The sequence below is a fragment of the Yinghuangia sp. YIM S10712 genome, from assembly GCF_051388935.1.
Classification (GTDB): Bacteria; Actinomycetota; Actinomycetes; order Streptomycetales; family Streptomycetaceae; genus Yinghuangia.
In genome coordinates, this window is the sequence record NZ_JBPKBI010000005.1 from 288,006 (window position 1) to 304,831 (window position 16,826).

Below are 16,826 nucleotides of genomic sequence, written 5' to 3' on the forward strand. Positions count from 1 at the left end.
TCAGTTGCCGGACTTGACGTGGCGCGTGATGGTCTCCTGGCCGACCTCGTCCTTGCTCAGCGGCTCCACCGCCTCGACCAGCGGAGCGCCGTCGAGCTTGGTGTACGTCTGCTTGAACGCGGTGAGGGCGTCGATCATCGACTCGATCGTGGAGTCCTCAAGCTTGCCGGTCTCCGCGATGGTGGTCAGGATCTCCTTGCGCGAGATGCGCAGGTTCTCCAGGAACTCACGCTCGAAGCGCCGGATCTCCTCGACCGGGACATCGTCGAGGCGGCCGGTGGTGCCGGCCCAGATGGAGACGACCTGCTCCTCCATCGGGAACGGCGTGTACTGGCCCTGCTTGAGCAGCTCGACCATGCGGGCACCGCGCTCGAGCGCGGACTTCGACGTGGCGTCCAGGTCGGAGCCGAAGGCGGCGAACGCCTCCAGCTCGCGGTACTGGGCGAGCGTCAGACGGAGCTGGCCGGAGACCGACTTCATGGCCTTGGTCTGGGCCGAGCCACCCACGCGGGAGACCGAGATACCGACGTTGACCGCCGGGCGGACACCCTGGTTGAACAGGTCCGACTCCAGGAAGCACTGGCCGTCGGTGATGGAGATGACGTTCGTCGGAATGTACGCCGAGACGTCGTTCGCCTTGGTCTCGATGATCGGCAGACCGGTCATCGAGCCCGCGCCCAGCTCGTCGGACAGCTTGGCGCAGCGCTCCAGAAGGCGGGAGTGCAGGTAGAAGACGTCACCCGGGTAGGCCTCGCGGCCCGGCGGGCGACGCAGCAGCAGGGACACGGCGCGGTACGCCTCGGCCTGCTTGGTCAGGTCGTCGAAGATGATCAGGACGTGCTTGCCGGCGTACATCCAGTGCTGGCCGATGGCCGAACCGGTGTACGGGGCAAGGTACTTGAAGCCCGCCGGGTCGGACGCCGGGGCGGCGACGATGGTGGTGTACTCCATCGCGCCGGCCTCTTCGAGCGAGCGCCGCACGCCGGCGATCGTCGAGCCCTTCTGGCCGATGGCGACGTAGATGCAGCGGACCTGCTTCTTCGGGTCGCCGGACTTCCAGTTGTCCCGCTGGTTGATGATCGTGTCGACGCAGACCGCGGTCTTGCCGGTCTGGCGGTCGCCGATGATGAGCTGGCGCTGGCCGCGGCCGATCGGGGTCATCGAGTCGATGGCCTTGATGCCGGTCTGCAGCGGCTCGTGGACCGACTTGCGCATCATGACGCCGGGGGCCTGGAGTTCGAGGGCGCGGCGGCCCTCGCTCTCGATCTCGCCCTTGCCGTCGATCGGGTTGCCGAGGGGGTCGACCACGCGGCCGAGGTAGTTGTCGCCGACCGGCACCGACAGGACCTCGCCGGTGCGGCGGACCGTCTGGCCCTCTTCGATCGCGCTGAAGTCACCGAGGATGACGACACCGATCTCGCGGACGTCGAGGTTCAGCGCGAGGCCGAGGGTGCCGTCCTCGAACTTGAGGAGTTCGTTGGCCATGACCGAGGGCAGGCCCTCGACCTTGGCGATGCCGTCCATGCACTCGCTGACCGTGCCGATTTCCTCGCGCGAGGCCGCGTCCGGCTCGTACGAGTCGACGAAGCGCTCCAGCGCGTCCCGGATCTCCTCCGGCCGGATCGTGAGCTCCGCCATCTGGTGTCCCTGCTCTCCTAGGTGGTGGGGTTACGGTCCGCCGTCGGTGACGGCGATCTCGGAACCGCGTGCTGCTGTCTTGTTCGCTGCTCGTCGACCGCAGGGGTCAACGGACCAGTCGCCGCCCGGCCTCGTCGAGGCGGGTGGCCACGGTGCCGTCGATGACGTCGTCACCGATCTGCACTCGGACGCCCCCGATCACCTGTTCGTCGATCTCGACGTTGAGGTGCACCGGCCGGCCGTAGATCCGGCCGAGGGCCGCCGCCAGACGGGTGTTCTGCTCCTCGGTGAGGGGCAGGGCCACCGTGACCAGGGCGACCACGCGGCGCCGACGCTCGGCGGCGAGCCGGGCGTACGCCTCAAGGCCCGCCTCAAGGCTACGGCTTCGCGGGTGTGCGACCAGGCGGGTCACCAGGCGCAGGGTGACCGGGCGCACCCGGCCGTCCAGCAGACCCGAGACCAGCTCGGCCTTGCGACTGTCCGGGACGGACGGGTCGGTGAGCGTGGACCGCAGCTCGCGCTGTCCGGCCACGATGCGGCCGAATCGGAACAGCTCGTCTTCGAGGTCGTCGAGGGAACCTTCGCGGTCCGCCCCGATGAGCTCTGCCTCGACCGACAGTTCGTCGATCGCGTCGACCAGGTCGCGCGGCTGCGACCAGCGCGCGCGTACCAGACCGCCGAGCAGATCGGCGGCGTCGCCGCCGATCTGGCCGCCGAGGAGCTGGGCCAGGAACGCGGCCCGCGACTCCCCGCTCCGCGCCGGGTCGGTGAAGACCCGGCGCAGCACCACCGTGCGGTCGAGCAGCAGCACGACGGCGTGCAGGTCCTCGGCGAGCGCCGGCATGTCGGCACCCGTCGACTGCGCGAGCGCGTCGAGGCGCTCGCGCGCGGCGGCCATGGACTCCCGGCTGGCGCCCTGCATCAGCGCACCTGCTCGGAGGTCTGGGCAGCGGCCTTCGCCTCGAGTTCGTCGAGGAAGCGGTCGACGACGCGGCGCTGGCGCGCCTCGTCCTCAAGCGATTCGCCGACGATCCGGCTCGCCAGCTCGGTGGCCAGCTTGCCGATGTCCTGCCGCAGCACGGTGGTGGCCTGCTTGCGGTCGGCCTCGATCTGAGCGTGGCCCGACGCGATGATCTCGTCCTTGATGCGCGCGCCTTCCGAGCGCATCTCGGCGAGCGCGGCGGCACCCTGCTCACGGGCGTCCTCGGTCAGGCGGCCGGCCTCACGACGCGCCTCGATGAGCTGGGCGCGGTACCGCTCAAGCTCGGCCTGGGCCTCGGCCTGGGCCTCCTCGGCACGCGCGAGGCCGCCCTCGATGGCGTCCGTACGGTCCGCCAGCGTCTTCTGGATCTTCGGCAGGAGGATCTTGCCGAGGAAGAAGAAGACGATGAGGAACGCCACGCCACCGATGATGATCTCGTCGAGCGGCGGGAGAAGAGGGTTCATCTCCTCTTCGCCGCTGGCGATGTAAATCACGGTGGGAACCTCCGATGGGAAGTGAGACGTCACTTACCGAAGACGAACGGCATGACGACGCCGATGAGGGCGAGCGCCTCGGCGAGCGCGAAGCCGAGCAGCATGTTCTGGCGGATGAGGCCGGTCGCCTCGGGCTGGCGGGCCATCGCCTGGACACCGTTACCGAAGATGATGCCGATGCCGACGCCGGGGCCGATCGCCGCGAGGCCGTAACCGATGGAACCGAGGCTGCCGGTAACTTCAGCGAGAAGCATTGGGGCTTTTCCTTTATTCGAGGCCGGTGGACTTTCCACCGGACGACGGTCGAGGAGGAGTTGGTCTGGTGTCTCTCAGTGCTCGGCTTCGAGCGAGCTGGAGATGTACGAGGCGGTCAGCAGCGTGATGATGTACGCCTGAAGCGCCTGGATCATCAGCTCGAAGGCCACCATGATCACGACCACGATGAACGAGGTCGCGGAGTACAGGGCCCCGATGTGGAAGCCGAGCAGGTACCAGGCCGCGACGCTGAAGGTCACGATCAGCATGTGGCCGGCGAACATGTTGGCGAAGAGTCGGACGGCCAGCGTGAACGGCCGCACGATGATGTTCGAGACGAACTCGATCGGCGCCAGGAGTACGTAGATCCACTTCGGCAGACCGGGCGGGAACATCATGTTCTTGAAGTAGCCCACCAGGCCCTGGTGCTTGATGCCCAGGTAGAGGTAGGTGAGCCAGACCATGCCGACGATCGAGGCCGGGAAGGCGATCCGCGACGTCACCGGGAACTGCGCGAACGGGATGATCGACATCACGTTCATGATCCACACGAAGAAGAAGATCGAGACCAGGAAGGGGACGAAGTGGTCGCCCTTCTTGCCGATCGTCTCGCGGGAGATCTGGTCGCGGACGAACAGGTAGCCCAGTTCGCCGACGTTCTGCACACCGCGCGGCACCAGCTTCGGGCGCGAGAACGCACTCCAGAAGAACACGATCACGATGAGCATCGAGATCAGTGCCAGCAGCATCGGCTTGGTGAAGTCGAACGCCCCGATCGAGAAGATCGGCTTGAACTCGTAGATGTTCAGCCCGGGCGAGGGGAAGCCGCAGCCAGCGTCAAACAGGTGACAGCTACTGGCGAGCTGGACGTCAGCAGCCACCATCGACTCCTTCGTCGTGAAGCATCTTTACGGCAACCTCAGTGTGTCGGCGCGGCACAGGACCGCGGAGCGGCACGCAGCAGGGCCCGGTCAGGACCTGCCGTGGCGGACATACACAAGAACCAGGGCCAGAGCGACCCCGACGATCACACCGATCGGCAGGAAGAGCGCGGAATGTCCCGTCCACCGGTCGATCAGCCAGCCCAGTCCCCCGTACACGGCCATGCCGCCGAGGATGTAGCTGATGCTCGCCCATGTGGCGTCGGCCAAATTGTTGCCCTGCGAATCCCCGTTGTGGGAACTTTCCGGGCCGCTTCGGCGTCCACTCTTGCTCATGACGCACCGGACGATAGCAGGAGCCCCGCGGAGTCAGTGCACGCGGTCCGTCGATCTTCGGGCCGTCGGCGGATGCGGGGCGCGAAAGGCGTCTCATCCGTCATCGTTTCCCGTCCGGTTCGACGTACGCGATCTTCAGCTTGCTGAACACGCGGACCTGCGCGGCGATCCAGACGAGGGTCGCGGCGAGGATGACGATGGCGAACACCTTGGTGTCGAACCAGGTGGCGTCGGCGAAGGCGAACAGCAGGATGGCCACGGCACCTACCTGGACAAGGTAGGTCAGCATGGCCATGTTCATGATCATGAACGGGTTGCCGTTGGTGATTTTGCCGATGGCGATCTGGCCCAGCGAGAAGAACGCGAGCACCACGACGGAGGCGAAAGCCGCGCCGATCAAGCCCTTGGAACCGGCGACCACCGTGCCCACGATCATCGCGACGATCGCGACGGCGGCCGTGGGAACGGCAGAGCCGCGCAGCAGCCGTGCGTCATTGGCCTGCATGTCGGTGTCTCCGGCAAGAGTCGGGGGTGCGGGGGCGGACCAGGACGGCATGCGGTCGACACTCCCGGACTCCGCGCGGACTCCGCGCTCCGGCCCCGTAACCCGTTTGGCGGATTCGCGAGGGCGCATCGGACCATTGGTCCTGGTTCGTGAACGGTATCACAAACTATTTGAGCAGAGCTTTACTCAGTTCCTGTGCTCAAGCTCACAGCCGTCCTCGGGGTCCGCGAGATCCGCTGCCGGCCACCGGCCGCGTCCCGGATTCCCGGTCGTGCCAAGGGTGTTCTACCGGATCGTGTGATTCGGGACTCGCCTCCGGATCCGATTCGGCATCCCGATTGCGGCCCCGGCCACGGTATCGGGGCGGGACGACCGCGTACAGCCAGCGCGGTGCGTTCGGCCGGAACCACGGGAGCAGCAGAACGATCAGACCGAGCGCCATGAAACCGAGGCCCGCGTACACGATCGGGCGCCGTCCCGGGGTCACCGACATCAGCACCGTGAACGAAGCGATCAGGCCCGACCAGAAGTACATGATCAGCACGGCCCGGCTGTGCGAGTGGCCGATCTCCAGCAGCCGGTGGTGCAGGTGCCCCTTGTCCGCCGCGAACGGCGACTGCCCCGCCCACCCCCGGCGGGTGACCGCCATCACCAGGTCGATGAACGGCACGATCAGCACCGCGAACGGCAGGATGAGCGGGATGTAGACGGGGACCAGCTTGTGCGTCGCGAACGTCTCCGAACCGCTCTGCGCCGAGATCACGTCGGGATCCAGACGGCCCGTCAGCGTGATCGCCGCGGCGGCGAGCATCAGGCCGATCAGCATCGACCCGGAATCGCCCATGAAGATCCGCGCGGGATGCAGATTGTGCGGAAGAAAACCGGCGCACACGCCGATGAGCAGCGCCGTGAACATCGTCGGTGCGGCGGCGCCGTCGATGCCGTACCCGAACCAGAGCCGGTAGGCGTACGCGAAGAACGCCAGGCCCGCGATGCACACCATCCCCGCCGCGAGGCCGTCGAGGCCGTCGACGAAGTTGACGGCGTTGATGGTGATGACGACGACCGCGATGGTCAGGATCGCGCCCTGCGTGGGACTGAGGCTGTACGTCCCCTGGCCGGGGATGGGCAGCCACAGGATGACGATGCCCTGCCACACCATCACCCCCGCGGCGAGGGCCTGGCCGAGCAGCTTGATGATCGCGTCGACGCCCCACTTGTCGTCGATCACCCCGAGCAGGCAGATCAGCGCGCACCCCGACAGCAGCGCCTGGACGTCCGTGGAGTCGGTGAACACCACTTCCATGCCCGGAAGATGACGGGCGATCAGGAGCCCCGCGCACAAACCGCCGAACATCGCCATGCCGCCGAGGCGCGGCGTCGGCTCCTTGTGCACGTCGCGCGCGCGGATCTCCGGCATCGCGCCCGCGGCGATCGCGAAGCGGCGGACTGCGCCGGTGAGCAGGTACGTGACGGCTGCGGAGACGAACAGCGTCAACAGGTACTCGCGCAAGACTCAGCCACCGTCCCCGGACTGTGCATATTGCCGCACCACACGCAGCACACTAGAGGTCATCGTCTTCCCGGCGGGAAACGATCGCACAGCCGGGACCCCACGAGCCACCGCAAGCACGGGTCACACCTTTTGTCCCCGCACCTGCCCCCGCGTGTGTCACACCGGTCACTTGGGCCACTGTGCGCTCTGCGTTCACGATAGAACCACCGTTCCGGCGCCCGCCCGTCAGGGGACGCCGTTGTTCTTCCACATAGACGCGGCCGGGCTCATTTCGGTGCCGCGTTGCGCGCACCGTCTTCGCGAGACCGGCACCGCTCCAGGCGCCGGGGCGCCCGGTGGGCCCGACCGCGCCCACATCCGCGTGTGTCACGCGCGCGGGTACGCCGGATGCCGCACCACCAGCTCGGTGACCACGGCCTTGATGTCCGCCGCCGCACCGCCGCCGGTGTCCCGCACCGCACGGCCGACCAGCGCCGCGATCTCCTTCATGTCGCCCTCGGTCATGCCCTGCGTGGTCACCGCGGGAGTGCCGACCCGGATGCCCGACGCGATCATCGGCTTGACCGGGTCGAACGGGATGGCGTTCTTGTTGAGCGTGATCCCGGCGCGCTCGCAGCGCATCTCGGCGTCGCGCCCGCTCACCCCGATGCCGCGCAGGTCCAGCAGCGCGAGATGGGTGTCGGTGCCGCCCGAGACCGCGCGCATGCCCTCGGCCTCAAGGCCGCCGACGAGCGCCTGGGCGTTGGCGACCACCTGGCGGGCGTACGCGGCGAACGACGGCTGCGCCGCCTCCCGCAGGGCGACCGCTTTCGCGGCGACCACGTGCATCAGCGGGCCGCCTTGGCAGAACGGGAATACCGCTTTGTCGATGCGCTCGGCCAGTTCCTCGCGGCACAGGATCATGCCGCCTCGGGGACCGCGCAGGACCTTGTGGGTGGTCGCGGTGACGATGTCGGCGTACGGCACCGGCGACGGCACAACTCCGCCGGCCACCAGGCCGATGAAGTGCGCGGCGTCGACGACCAGGTAGGCGTCGACCTCGTCGGCGATCTCCCGGAAGGCCGCGAAGTCGACGAGTCGCGAATAGGCGGTCGCCCCGCAGATGATCATCTTCGGCCGGTGCCGCCGCGCGAGGTCGCGGACCTGGTCGTAGTCGATCGTCTCGTCCTTCTCGCGCACGCCGTACGCGACCGTGCTGAACCACCGGCCGGAGAAGTTCACCCGCGAGCCGTGGGTGAGGTGGCCGCCGTGCGGGAGGGACATCGCCAGGACGGTGTCGCCCGGCACGAGCACGGCCGCGTACGCCGCGAGGTTGGCGGACGCGCCGGAGTGCGGCTGGAGGTTCGCGTGGGCCGCGCCGAACAACTCGCACGCACGCCTGACGCCAATCTCCTCCGCGCGGTCGACCTGCGTGCAGCCGCCGTAGTAACGCCGCCCCGGGTAGCCCTCGGCGTACTTGTTGGACAACGTGCTGCCGAGGACCGCGAGGACCGCGGGCGACGTGAAGTTCTCGCTGGCGATCAGTTGGAGACCGCCACGCTGCCGGGACAGTTCGCCGAGCACCACGTCGGCGATGTCGGGATCGGTCTGCTGGAGTAGGGAGAAGTCCGGGCCCCAGAACGGGACATCGGTCGTGCCCATGGCACAACTCCTAACCGGGCCGGCCTGTCGAGACGCCCTCCCTGGCCATGGCCGCGCGACAGGGGAATCGATCGGGGAACGTGGAGAAAAGGCACCCTCCACTGTAGGTCGGAGAGACCTGCATCACATCCCTGTCCGCGCAGTCAGAGCAGTCAGCATCGGGTCGATCGCGGTGTTGATCTCGGAGGCGCAGGCGCGGAAGACGGTGAGCGGTGATCCGTACGGGTCGGCCACCTCGTCCCACTCCGGGCCGGGGGCCGCCATGCGCCCGCGCAGGGCGGCGGCCGCGCGCACCAGGAACCGGCCGCGTTCGACCAGGTCGCCCTCGGGCACCGCGGACCGCTCCAGGGAGCCGACCAGACGGGTGAACTCCTTGAGGGTGAAGGTGCGCAGGCCGGACGCGTGGCCCATCGAGACCACGTGCGCGCGGTGGTCGAGTGTCGCGGTCAGCACGAGGTCCGCCTCGGCGACGTGCTCGTCCTGGAGCTCGCGGCCGAGGAAGTCCCCCGGGTCGCCGCCGAATTCGCGGACCACCTCGGCGGCGAACGGCTCCATGGCCGCGCCCTCGTGGCCCCACGTGCCGGCGCTGGTCACCTCGATGCGGTCGGCCTCGTACGACGCCAGGCGCCGCGACAGGCCCAGACGGGCGAGGCGCTCCGCGATCGGCGACCGGCAGATGCTGCCGGTGCACACGAAGAGGATGCGGAAGGGCCCCGCGCCCGCCGCCGTCCCGGCCCCGGCTGGGGTCGGGTTCAACTCACGCCTTCCAGGTCGGGCACGACCTCGCGCAGCTCGGCGAGCGAGAGAGCGCCCTCGCGCAGCAGGCGCGGGCGGCCCGCGGTCAGGTCGACGATCGAGGACGGCACCGCGGCGGGGATGGTGCCGCCGTCCAGGTAGACCGACACGGATTCGCCGAGCTGGTCCACGGCGTCCTCGACGGTCGCCGCCGGCGGGTTGCCCGAGCGGTTCGCGCTGCTGACCGCCATCGGGCCGGTCTCGCGCAAAAGTTCGATCGCGACCGGGTGCAGCGGCATGCGTACGGCGACCGTGCCGCGCGTCTCGCCCAGGTCCCACTGCAACGACGGCTGGTGGAACGCCACGAGGGTCAGCGCGCCCGGCCAGAACGCGTCGACGAGCTCCCAGCCGGTCTCGGGGAAGCCGGTGACCAGCCCGTGCAGCGTGGTCGGCGAGCCCACCAGGACCGGCGACGGCATGTTGCGCCCCCGGCCCTTGGCGTCCAGCAGCGACCGGACCGCGTGCGGCGAGAACGCGTCGCAGCCGATCCCGTACAGCGTGTCGGTGGGCAGGACGACGAGCTCACCCCGTTTCACCGCGCTGGCGGCCTCGCGCAGCCCCAGGCTGCGATCCAGGGTGTCGGAGCAGTCGTAGCGTCGGCTCATCGGAAAAGTCCTTCCAAACTGTGCCTGCTCCGGGGAATCCCCCGGCTCCCCGACCTGCCGAGGCCGGGCTCTTCGCTCTCTCGACGTGGCATCGGCCGCGCGGCGGGAGCCACGGCTCGGCGAAGCGGTCCTCCGGCAGCCCTCACGCCTCCCCCTCGCTCGCCGTCGTCCCGCACACGCCCGCGGACAACCCCCGGGCCCCCGGCAGCCCTCACGCCCCCTCCTTGCGCGCCGTCGTGAACCGCGGCCTGTTGTTCAGATCCCGGTGGTCGGCGGCGTCGACCCAGCCCGATTCCTCGTTGAAGATCCACGGCACCGTCCCGCCCTGGGTGTCCGCGTGCTCGACGACCACGAGGCCGCCGGGCCGCAGGAGCCGGTAGGCGGTGCGCGACAGGCCTCGGATCACGTCGAGGCCGTCCGGTCCGGAGAACAGCGCCATCTCCGGGTCGTGGTCGCGCGCCTCGGGTGCGACGTTCTCCCACTCCTCAAGCGGGATGTACGGCGGGTTGCTGATCACCAGGTCGACCGTGCCGTTGAGGTGCGGCAGGGCGGCCAGCGCGTCGCCGTGGTGGAGGTTGACGCGCGATCCGGCGGCGTTGCGGCGCGCGTAGCCGAACGCGCGTTCGTCCAGCTCGACGGCGTGGACGACCGACCGCGGCACCTCCTGGGCGACCGCCAGCGCGATCGCGCCCGACCCCGTGCAGAGGTCGACCACCAGCGGCTCGGCGACGTCCATCGCGCGCAGTGCCTCTATCGCCCAGCCGACCACCACCTCGGTCTCCGGCCGAGGCACGAACACCCCTGGCCCAACCTGGAGTTCGAGGTAGCGGAAGAACGCCCGGCCGGTGATGTGCTGGAGCGGCTCGCGCGCTTCGCGGCGGGCCACCGCGGCCCAGAACCGCGCGTCGAAGTCACCGTCGGCGACGGTATGCAACTCGCCCCGCTTGACCCCGTGCACGTACGCGGCCAGCTCCTCGGCGTCGAAGCGCGGCGAGGGCACGCCCGCATCGGCCAGTCGCAGGGTGGCCTGGGCCACCTCGGCGAGCAGCAGGTTCATCTTTCTCCGTCCGCAGTCTCGGGCCGCGAGGCCCGGAGATGCCGTGTGGGCGTGGGGGCCGGTCTCCCGGGGGTCGCCCGGCGGCCCCTGCCGGCGGCTCAGCCGCTGAGGGCCAGTCTGGCTTCCGTGTCGGCGTCGACGCATGCCTGGACCACCGCGTCCAGGTCGCCGTCGAGCACCTGGTCGAGGTTGTACGCCTTGTAACCCACCCGGTGATCGGAGATCCGGTTCTCCGGGAAGTTGTAGGTGCGGATGCGCTCCGACCGGTCCACGGTGCGGACCTGGCTGCGGCGGGCGTCGGCGGCTTCCTTGTCGGCTTCCTCGCGGGCCGCGGCGAGCAGTCGGGCCCGCAGGATGCGCATCGCCTGCTCCTTGTTCTGGAGCTGGCTCTTCTCGTTCTGGCACGAGGCGACGACGCCGGTCGGCAGGTGGGTGATGCGCACGGCGGAGTCGGTGGTGTTGACCGACTGGCCGCCGGGGCCCGACGAGCGGTAGACGTCGATGCGCAGGTCGTTCGGGTTGATCTCGACGTCGATGTCCTCGGCCTCGGGCAGCACCAGAACGCCGGCCGCGGAGGTGTGGATGCGGCCCTGCGACTCGGTGGCCGGGACGCGCTGCACGCGGTGGACGCCGCCCTCGAACTTGAGGCGGGCGAACACGCCTTCGCCGGGTGCGGGGGTGCCCTTGGCCTTGATCGCGACCGAGACGTCCTTGTAGCCGCCGAGGTCGGACTCGTTGGCGTCGATGATCTCGGCCTTCCACCCGGCGCGTTCCGCGTAGCGCAGATACATGCGCAGCAGGTCGCCGGCGAACAGCGCGGACTCGTCGCCGCCCTCGCCCGCCTTGACTTCGAGGATGACGTCCTTGTCGTCGGCGGGGTCGCGCGGTACGAGCAGGTGGCGCAGTTTGTCGGCCAGCTCGTCGCGGCGGTGCTCCTGCTCGTCGGCTTCGGCGGCGAAGTCCGGGTCCTCGAAGGCGAGTTCGCGCGCGGTCGCGATGTCGTCGCCGGTCTGGAGCCAGGAGCGGTACGTGTCGACGATGGGGCTCAGCTCGGCGTACCGGCGGCCGAGCGTACGGGCGCGCGCCTGGTCGGCGTGGACCTGGGGATCGGCGAGTCGCCGTTCGAGGTCGGCGTGCTCGGCGAGAAGGTCGTCCATCGCCTCGAACACGGGGCTTGCTCCTGTCAGTGGACCGCTGTCAAGGGCCGCTCGGGCCGACAGGGTGCGGGCGGGGGCGGAAGGCGGAGGGGGACAAACGAACGACGCCGGAGGGGCGGGACGGGCCTGGCCCGGCCTCGCGTACCCCTCCGGCGTCGAAAGTCGCTACTTGCTGCCCGCGCCGGGGCCCTTGCCGAAGCGCTTCTCGAAGCGGGCGACGCGACCGCCGGTGTCGAGGATCTTCTGCTTGCCCGTGTAGAACGGGTGGCACTGCGAGCACACGTCGGCGCTGATCTTGCCGCTCGTGGCTGTGCTGCGCGTGGTGAACGTGGCACCGCAGGTGCAGGTGACGACGGTCTCCACGTATTCCGGGTGGATGTCGGACTTCACAGGGGTCTCCTTGACGGTTCGAGGGGCACCGGGTCGTCACCGCGAGGCAGAAGGCGGACGTGAACCGGGGCCGACATACCAGTCTGCCAGGCACCTTGGGCCGCACCAAAATCGGGTCCCCGCAAGGGGGATGAGCGGCCTGTGGGAGACGCACCGGACCCCGACGGCCCGCGTGTGTGCGCGGTCCGTCAGGGTCCGGTCGTGCCGCCCGTCAGTCGGTGCCTCAGTCGTTCGGCATCGGGGTGGTCTTCTGGATCTGCATGAGGAACTCGGCGTTGCTCTTGGTCTTCTTCATCTTGTCCTGAAGGAGCTCGATCGCCTGCTGCTGCTCCAGCGCGTGCAGCACCCGGCGCAGCTTCCACACGATCGCCAGCTCGTCCGGCGCCATGAGGATCTCCTCCTTGCGGGTGCTGGACGCGTCGACGTCCACCGCCGGGAAGATGCGCTTGTCGGCGAGCTTGCGGTCGAGCTTGAGCTCCATGTTGCCGGTGCCCTTGAACTCCTCGAAGATCACCTCGTCCATGCGCGAGCCGGTCTCGACCAGCGCGGTGGCGAGGATCGTCAGCGAGCCGCCGTTCTCGATGTTGCGCGCGGCGCCGAAGAAGCGCTTCGGCGGGTAGAGCGCGGTCGAGTCGACACCGCCGGACAGGATGCGGCCCGACGCGGGCGCGGCCAGGTTGTACGCGCGGCCCAGGCGGGTGATCGAGTCGAGCAGCACGACGACGTCGTGGCCGAGTTCGACAAGCCGCTTGGCGCGCTCGATCGCCAGCTCGGCGACGATCGTGTGGTCCTCGGCCGGCCGGTCGAAGGTCGAGGAGATGACCTCGCCCTTGACCGAGCGCTGCATGTCGGTGACCTCTTCGGGCCGTTCGTCGACGAGGACGACCATGAGGTGGCACTCGGGGTTGTTGTGCGTGACCGCGTTGGCGATCGCCTGCATGACCATCGTCTTGCCGGCCTTCGGCGGCGAGACGATCAGACCGCGCTGGCCCTTGCCGATCGGCGCGACCAGATCGATGATCCGGGTCGTCAGGACGTTCGGCTCGGTCTCCAGGCGCAGGCGCTCCTGCGGGTACAGCGGCGTCAGCTTCGTGAAGTCCGGGCGCTGGCGGGCGTGCTCGGGCTCGGAGCCGTTGACGGTGTCGAGCCGGACCAGCGCGTTGAACTTCTCGCGGCGCTCGCCCTCGCGCGGCTGGCGCACCGCGCCGACGATCGCGTCGCCCTTGCGCAGCCCGTTCTTGCGGACCTGGGCGAGGGAGACGTACACGTCGTTCGGGCCCGGCAGGTAGCCGGAGGTCCGCACGAACGCGTAGTTCTCCAGGATGTCGAGGATGCCCGCGACCGGGATCAGGACGTCGTCCTCGGCCACCACGGGCTCGTTCGCCTCGAAGCCGTCGCGGCCGCGGCGCCGGTTGCGGTCGCGGTAGCGGCCCCGGCGACGCCGGCCGCCGCCCTCGAAGTCGTCCTCGTCCTGCCCGCCGGCGTGGTCGCCGCGATCGGCGCGCTCGCCGCCCGATGCGGCGCGTTCGCCGCCGGTACGGTCACCGCGGTCACCGCGGCTGCGCCCGGCGCGGTCGCCGCGGTCACGCTGACCGTCGCCTTCGCCGCGCTCCCGACGCCCCTGGCCGCGCTCGCGGCGCTCGCGGCGGCTTTCGCGCTCGCCGCCTTCGCCGCCGCGGCCGTCTTGGCGGCCGTCCTGCTGCGGGGCCTCCTCGACCGTTGTGGTGGTCTCGGCGGTGGCTTCCCGCTCGGTCTTCTCGGCACGCTCGGCCTGCTTGTCGGCGGCGGCCCGGCGCCCCCGGCTCGGCTGCTCGGCCTCGGCGGCCTCGGCACCTTCGCGGCGGGTGCGCGCGGGGGCGCCCTCGTTCGCGGCCTGCCCCGGAATGTCGATCGACTGCTGCGACGCGACGTCGGTCACACCGCGGCGCGCGAGGCGGCGCGTACGCGTGGGCGCTTCGCTCGCCGGGGCGGCGGCGGGCGCGGCGGGCTCGGTCGCGGCCGACTCGGCAGGCGCCTCCTGCACGGGGGCCTCGGCAGCCCGCGCGGGGGCCCCGGCGGCGGCCTTGGCGGCGCGGGTGGTCCGCGGCGCCGCGGGTGCGGACTCGGCGGCCGGAGACGGCTGCTCGCCGCCGCCCTGCTTGGCCTGGATGGCCTCGATGAGCTGGCTCTTGCGCATGCGTCCGGTCCCGCTGATCCCGAGACCGGCGGCAATTTGCTGCAACTCAGCCAGCACCATGCCATTCAGGCCGCCGCCGGCGGCACGACGGCGCCGCGGGGCGGCGGCGGGTGCGTCATTGGCGGCGGACGCGGCCTGGTCGGCGGCCTGGTCCATGAGATCGGTGGTGTCGCTCACGAAGGGTCCTTCCCTGGAGCGGGCGTCGGCCTGGATACGGCTCGGCGACCGGTTGTGCTGTCCGGCCCGTGCCCCGGGCCCTGGTGGCCCGGATGCGGGTCCGGTGCGGTGGTCCGCCTGACGGCGGGAATCGTCGAATCTGCGTTCGGCGCGGTTGGGATCGGGCTCACGATCATCTGCGGGAGGTTCGTCCTCTTCGGGCCCCGGGATTTCTCGCTGGAATCCGCGTGATACGACGCCGCAAGGGCGTCGGACGGCTTCGGGGAACCACGTTTGTGTCACGAGGGACAGGCAGGAGGGGGAGCTCCCGTATGACCGTGGCCACGGAAAACGAAACCGGGCACCGAACTGGCCCCGCCTGGTAAGGGCTGGACTCCTGGTGCGGTGACATTAACACTACCGGACCCACGCGACATTCCCCCACCCCGTGACGCCCCCGAGTGGCGGCGCCGGTCATTGCCCTGGTCATTGCGACGGCCGTGACGGCCGCTGTGTCGGTGTGTCGGTGTGTCGGCTGCCGTGTCGGCCGGTGCGCGGTCGGGTCCGCGGCCGACCGATGCGTGCACGCCCGGCTGTTGCGGCCCGGGAGCACTTCCGCCGCGCGCCGGCGGCAACCTTGCCAACGAGCAACCATGTCGTGGGTTACCCCAGGGGAAGGACACCGGCGCCGTTGGCGTCGACGTCCAGCCGTGACGCCACCCATTCCGGGCCCGCGGCCCCGATGACGTCGTCGACGCGCTCGGCGGTCACCAGCGCGAGAACCGTCGGACCGGCCCCCGAGATGACCGCCGCATGCCCCTGACCACGCAGTTTCGCAACCAGCGAGGTGCTGGCCGGCATCGCCGGGGCACGGTAGTCCTGGTGCAGCCGGTCCTCCGTCGCGGGCAACAGGAGGTCCGGGCGCGCCGTCAACGCGGTGACCAGAAGCGCGGCCCGGCCGGCATTGATGGCGGCCTCGGTGTGCGGGACCTGCGCGGGCAGGAGGCCGCGGGCGACCTCGGTGGACAGCGGCGTCGACGGTACGAAGACCACCGGCGCGATGTCCGGGTGCGGTTGCGTGCGGACCGCGTGCGGGCCGTCCTCGTCGGTCCACGCGGTGGTGAACCCGCCGTACAGGCACGCCGCGACGTTGTCCGGGTGGCCTTCGAGCGCCGTCGCCACGCCGAGTGCCGCGGCGTCGTCGAGGCGGTCGGTGCCGCCGATCGTCAGCGCGCGGGCGGCGATGACTCCGGCGCAGATGGCCGCGGCGGACGAGCCCAGGCCGCGTCCGTGCGGGATGCGGTTCGCGCACACGACCTCCAGGCCCGCCGGACGCCCGCCGAGCACTTCGAAGGTTGCGTTGAGGGCGCGTACGACAAGGTGGTTCTCGTCGCGGAGGAGGCTGTCGGCGCCCTCGCCCGCGATGTCTATCGAAAGGCCGCGGTCGGCGACGCGTACGACGATGTCGTCGTAGAGGCCCAGCGCGAGCCCGAACGCGTCGAAGCCGGGACCGAGGTTGGCACTTGTCGCGGGCACGCGCACCCGGACCGGGGCGGCGCGGAAAGCTGGACCGGCCATCTGTTGTGGACACTCCTCCTCGTGGAGTCCCGGCAGACGCCTGCGACGGCGCGATGTCACCTTGCGGTACGCCTTCGAGGCCTGTCCGCCTGCGCAGACATGGTGAACGGCGACCATGTCGGACCGTGGGGAACGGCGGATACGACGGGCGCGGACCTTGAGCCAAGGTCGCTGTGGCCGCGTCAGGGACTCAGCGTAGCGAAAGGACCTTGGCGAGCGGCACGCCGCGCCCGGGGTAATTTCTCGATTTCCCGCCGTGTGGCTGTATCGACTCGGCTCGATTCCGACGAATCGGTTCGTCGCCTTCGCCGCAGTCGGTGGCGGGGCCGAGGCCCGGGCGTTTGTCCGTCGCGGGTATGCGGTGCGGGTTCTACGAAAGAGTCGTGCCCGTGGTTCCCTCGCGATATGCGCGCGATGTCGTCTGCGCGCGGACGATATTTCCATTCCGGCTTTGTGGATCGGCACGCGCGGGGTCGGTCGACGATCGGCGCCGCGGGAGAAGATGAAATCCCGTTCATTGCAAGGGAGTTGCGGCCCAGCGCACAGGCCCGCGTGCGGCACTGCGCTTGCCGCCGGGTGCGAATACGCGGCCGCCCGGGCGGAACTGCGGCCGTGGCGGTGCGGGCGCCGACGAACATCCGTTGTCCGCGGCCCGCTTCGCGTC

The 16,826-nt window shown here is 70.1% G+C and carries 16 protein-coding genes; all 16 read right to left on the minus strand.

Going from position 1 to position 16,826, the window contains the following annotated elements; genetic code table 11:
• Positions 1 to 1,638, minus strand: coding sequence for a F0F1 ATP synthase subunit alpha (atpA, locus tag ACRX5W_RS14780; RefSeq protein WP_436788559.1), 1,638 nt, complete (start codon positions 1,636 to 1,638; stop codon positions 1 to 3).
• Between the two features lie 106 nt (positions 1,639 to 1,744).
• Positions 1,745 to 2,560 (minus strand): F0F1 ATP synthase subunit delta, encoded by an 816-nt coding sequence (locus ACRX5W_RS14785; protein ID WP_436788560.1) that lies wholly within the window; start codon positions 2,558 to 2,560, stop codon positions 1,745 to 1,747.
• Positions 2,560 to 3,114: a F0F1 ATP synthase subunit B gene (locus tag ACRX5W_RS14790; RefSeq protein ID WP_436788561.1), complete on the minus strand. Its 555-nt coding sequence runs from the start codon at positions 3,112 to 3,114 to the stop codon at positions 2,560 to 2,562. The genes ACRX5W_RS14785 and ACRX5W_RS14790 overlap by 1 nt, the downstream gene beginning before the upstream one ends.
• Before the next feature lie 29 nt (positions 3,115 to 3,143).
• Positions 3,144 to 3,368: an ATP synthase F0 subunit C gene (atpE, locus tag ACRX5W_RS14795; RefSeq protein ID WP_345673097.1), complete on the minus strand. Its 225-nt coding sequence runs from the start codon at positions 3,366 to 3,368 to the stop codon at positions 3,144 to 3,146.
• Positions 3,369 to 3,443: 75 nt separating this feature from the next.
• Entirely contained in the window at positions 3,444 to 4,253 is an 810-nt protein-coding gene (gene atpB / locus ACRX5W_RS14800; RefSeq protein WP_436788562.1) for a F0F1 ATP synthase subunit A, read from the minus strand.
• A gap of 87 nt (positions 4,254 to 4,340) precedes the next feature.
• A complete protein-coding gene (locus tag ACRX5W_RS14805) occupies positions 4,341 to 4,586 on the minus strand; it encodes an AtpZ/AtpI family protein (protein ID WP_436788563.1) in 246 nt (81 codons plus the stop codon).
• A gap of 100 nt (positions 4,587 to 4,686) precedes the next feature.
• On the minus strand, positions 4,687 to 5,142 hold the full coding sequence (locus tag ACRX5W_RS14810) for a hypothetical protein (protein WP_436788564.1): 456 nt from the start codon (positions 5,140 to 5,142) through the stop codon (positions 4,687 to 4,689).
• A gap of 154 nt (positions 5,143 to 5,296) precedes the next feature.
• Positions 5,297 to 6,604, minus strand: a complete 1,308-nt coding sequence (locus ACRX5W_RS14815) for an MraY family glycosyltransferase (RefSeq protein ID WP_436788565.1) — start codon at positions 6,602 to 6,604, stop codon at positions 5,297 to 5,299.
• 369 nt (positions 6,605 to 6,973) lie between these two features.
• Complete coding sequence (glyA, locus tag ACRX5W_RS14820; protein ID WP_436788566.1) at positions 6,974 to 8,248, minus strand: serine hydroxymethyltransferase; 1,275 nt, start codon at positions 8,246 to 8,248, stop codon at positions 6,974 to 6,976.
• Between the two features lie 123 nt (positions 8,249 to 8,371).
• Positions 8,372 to 9,004: a low molecular weight phosphatase family protein gene (locus tag ACRX5W_RS14825; protein WP_436788567.1), complete on the minus strand. Its 633-nt coding sequence runs from the start codon at positions 9,002 to 9,004 to the stop codon at positions 8,372 to 8,374.
• Entirely contained in the window at positions 9,001 to 9,648 is a 648-nt protein-coding gene (locus ACRX5W_RS14830) for an L-threonylcarbamoyladenylate synthase (protein WP_436788568.1), read from the minus strand. Before ACRX5W_RS14830 ends, ACRX5W_RS14825 begins: the two co-directional genes overlap by 4 nt.
• Before the next feature lie 211 nt (positions 9,649 to 9,859).
• Complete coding sequence (gene prmC, locus ACRX5W_RS14835; RefSeq protein WP_436788569.1) at positions 9,860 to 10,705, minus strand: peptide chain release factor N(5)-glutamine methyltransferase; 846 nt, start codon at positions 10,703 to 10,705, stop codon at positions 9,860 to 9,862.
• Between the two features lie 98 nt (positions 10,706 to 10,803).
• The gene (gene prfA / locus ACRX5W_RS14840) at positions 10,804 to 11,874 is read right to left on the minus strand and encodes a peptide chain release factor 1 (protein ID WP_436788570.1); all 1,071 of its coding nucleotides are present in this window, start codon (positions 11,872 to 11,874) and stop codon (positions 10,804 to 10,806) included.
• A 153-nt stretch (positions 11,875 to 12,027) separates the two neighbouring features.
• Positions 12,028 to 12,252 (minus strand): 50S ribosomal protein L31, encoded by a 225-nt coding sequence (gene rpmE, locus ACRX5W_RS14845; protein WP_436788571.1) that lies wholly within the window; start codon positions 12,250 to 12,252, stop codon positions 12,028 to 12,030.
• A 223-nt stretch (positions 12,253 to 12,475) separates the two neighbouring features.
• Entirely contained in the window at positions 12,476 to 14,605 is a 2,130-nt protein-coding gene (rho, locus tag ACRX5W_RS14850; protein WP_436788572.1) for a transcription termination factor Rho, read from the minus strand.
• Positions 14,606 to 15,247: 642 nt separating this feature from the next.
• Positions 15,248 to 16,162 (minus strand): homoserine kinase, encoded by a 915-nt coding sequence (gene thrB / locus ACRX5W_RS14855; protein ID WP_436788573.1) that lies wholly within the window; start codon positions 16,160 to 16,162, stop codon positions 15,248 to 15,250.
• Between the last annotated feature and the right edge of the window lie 664 nt (positions 16,163 to 16,826).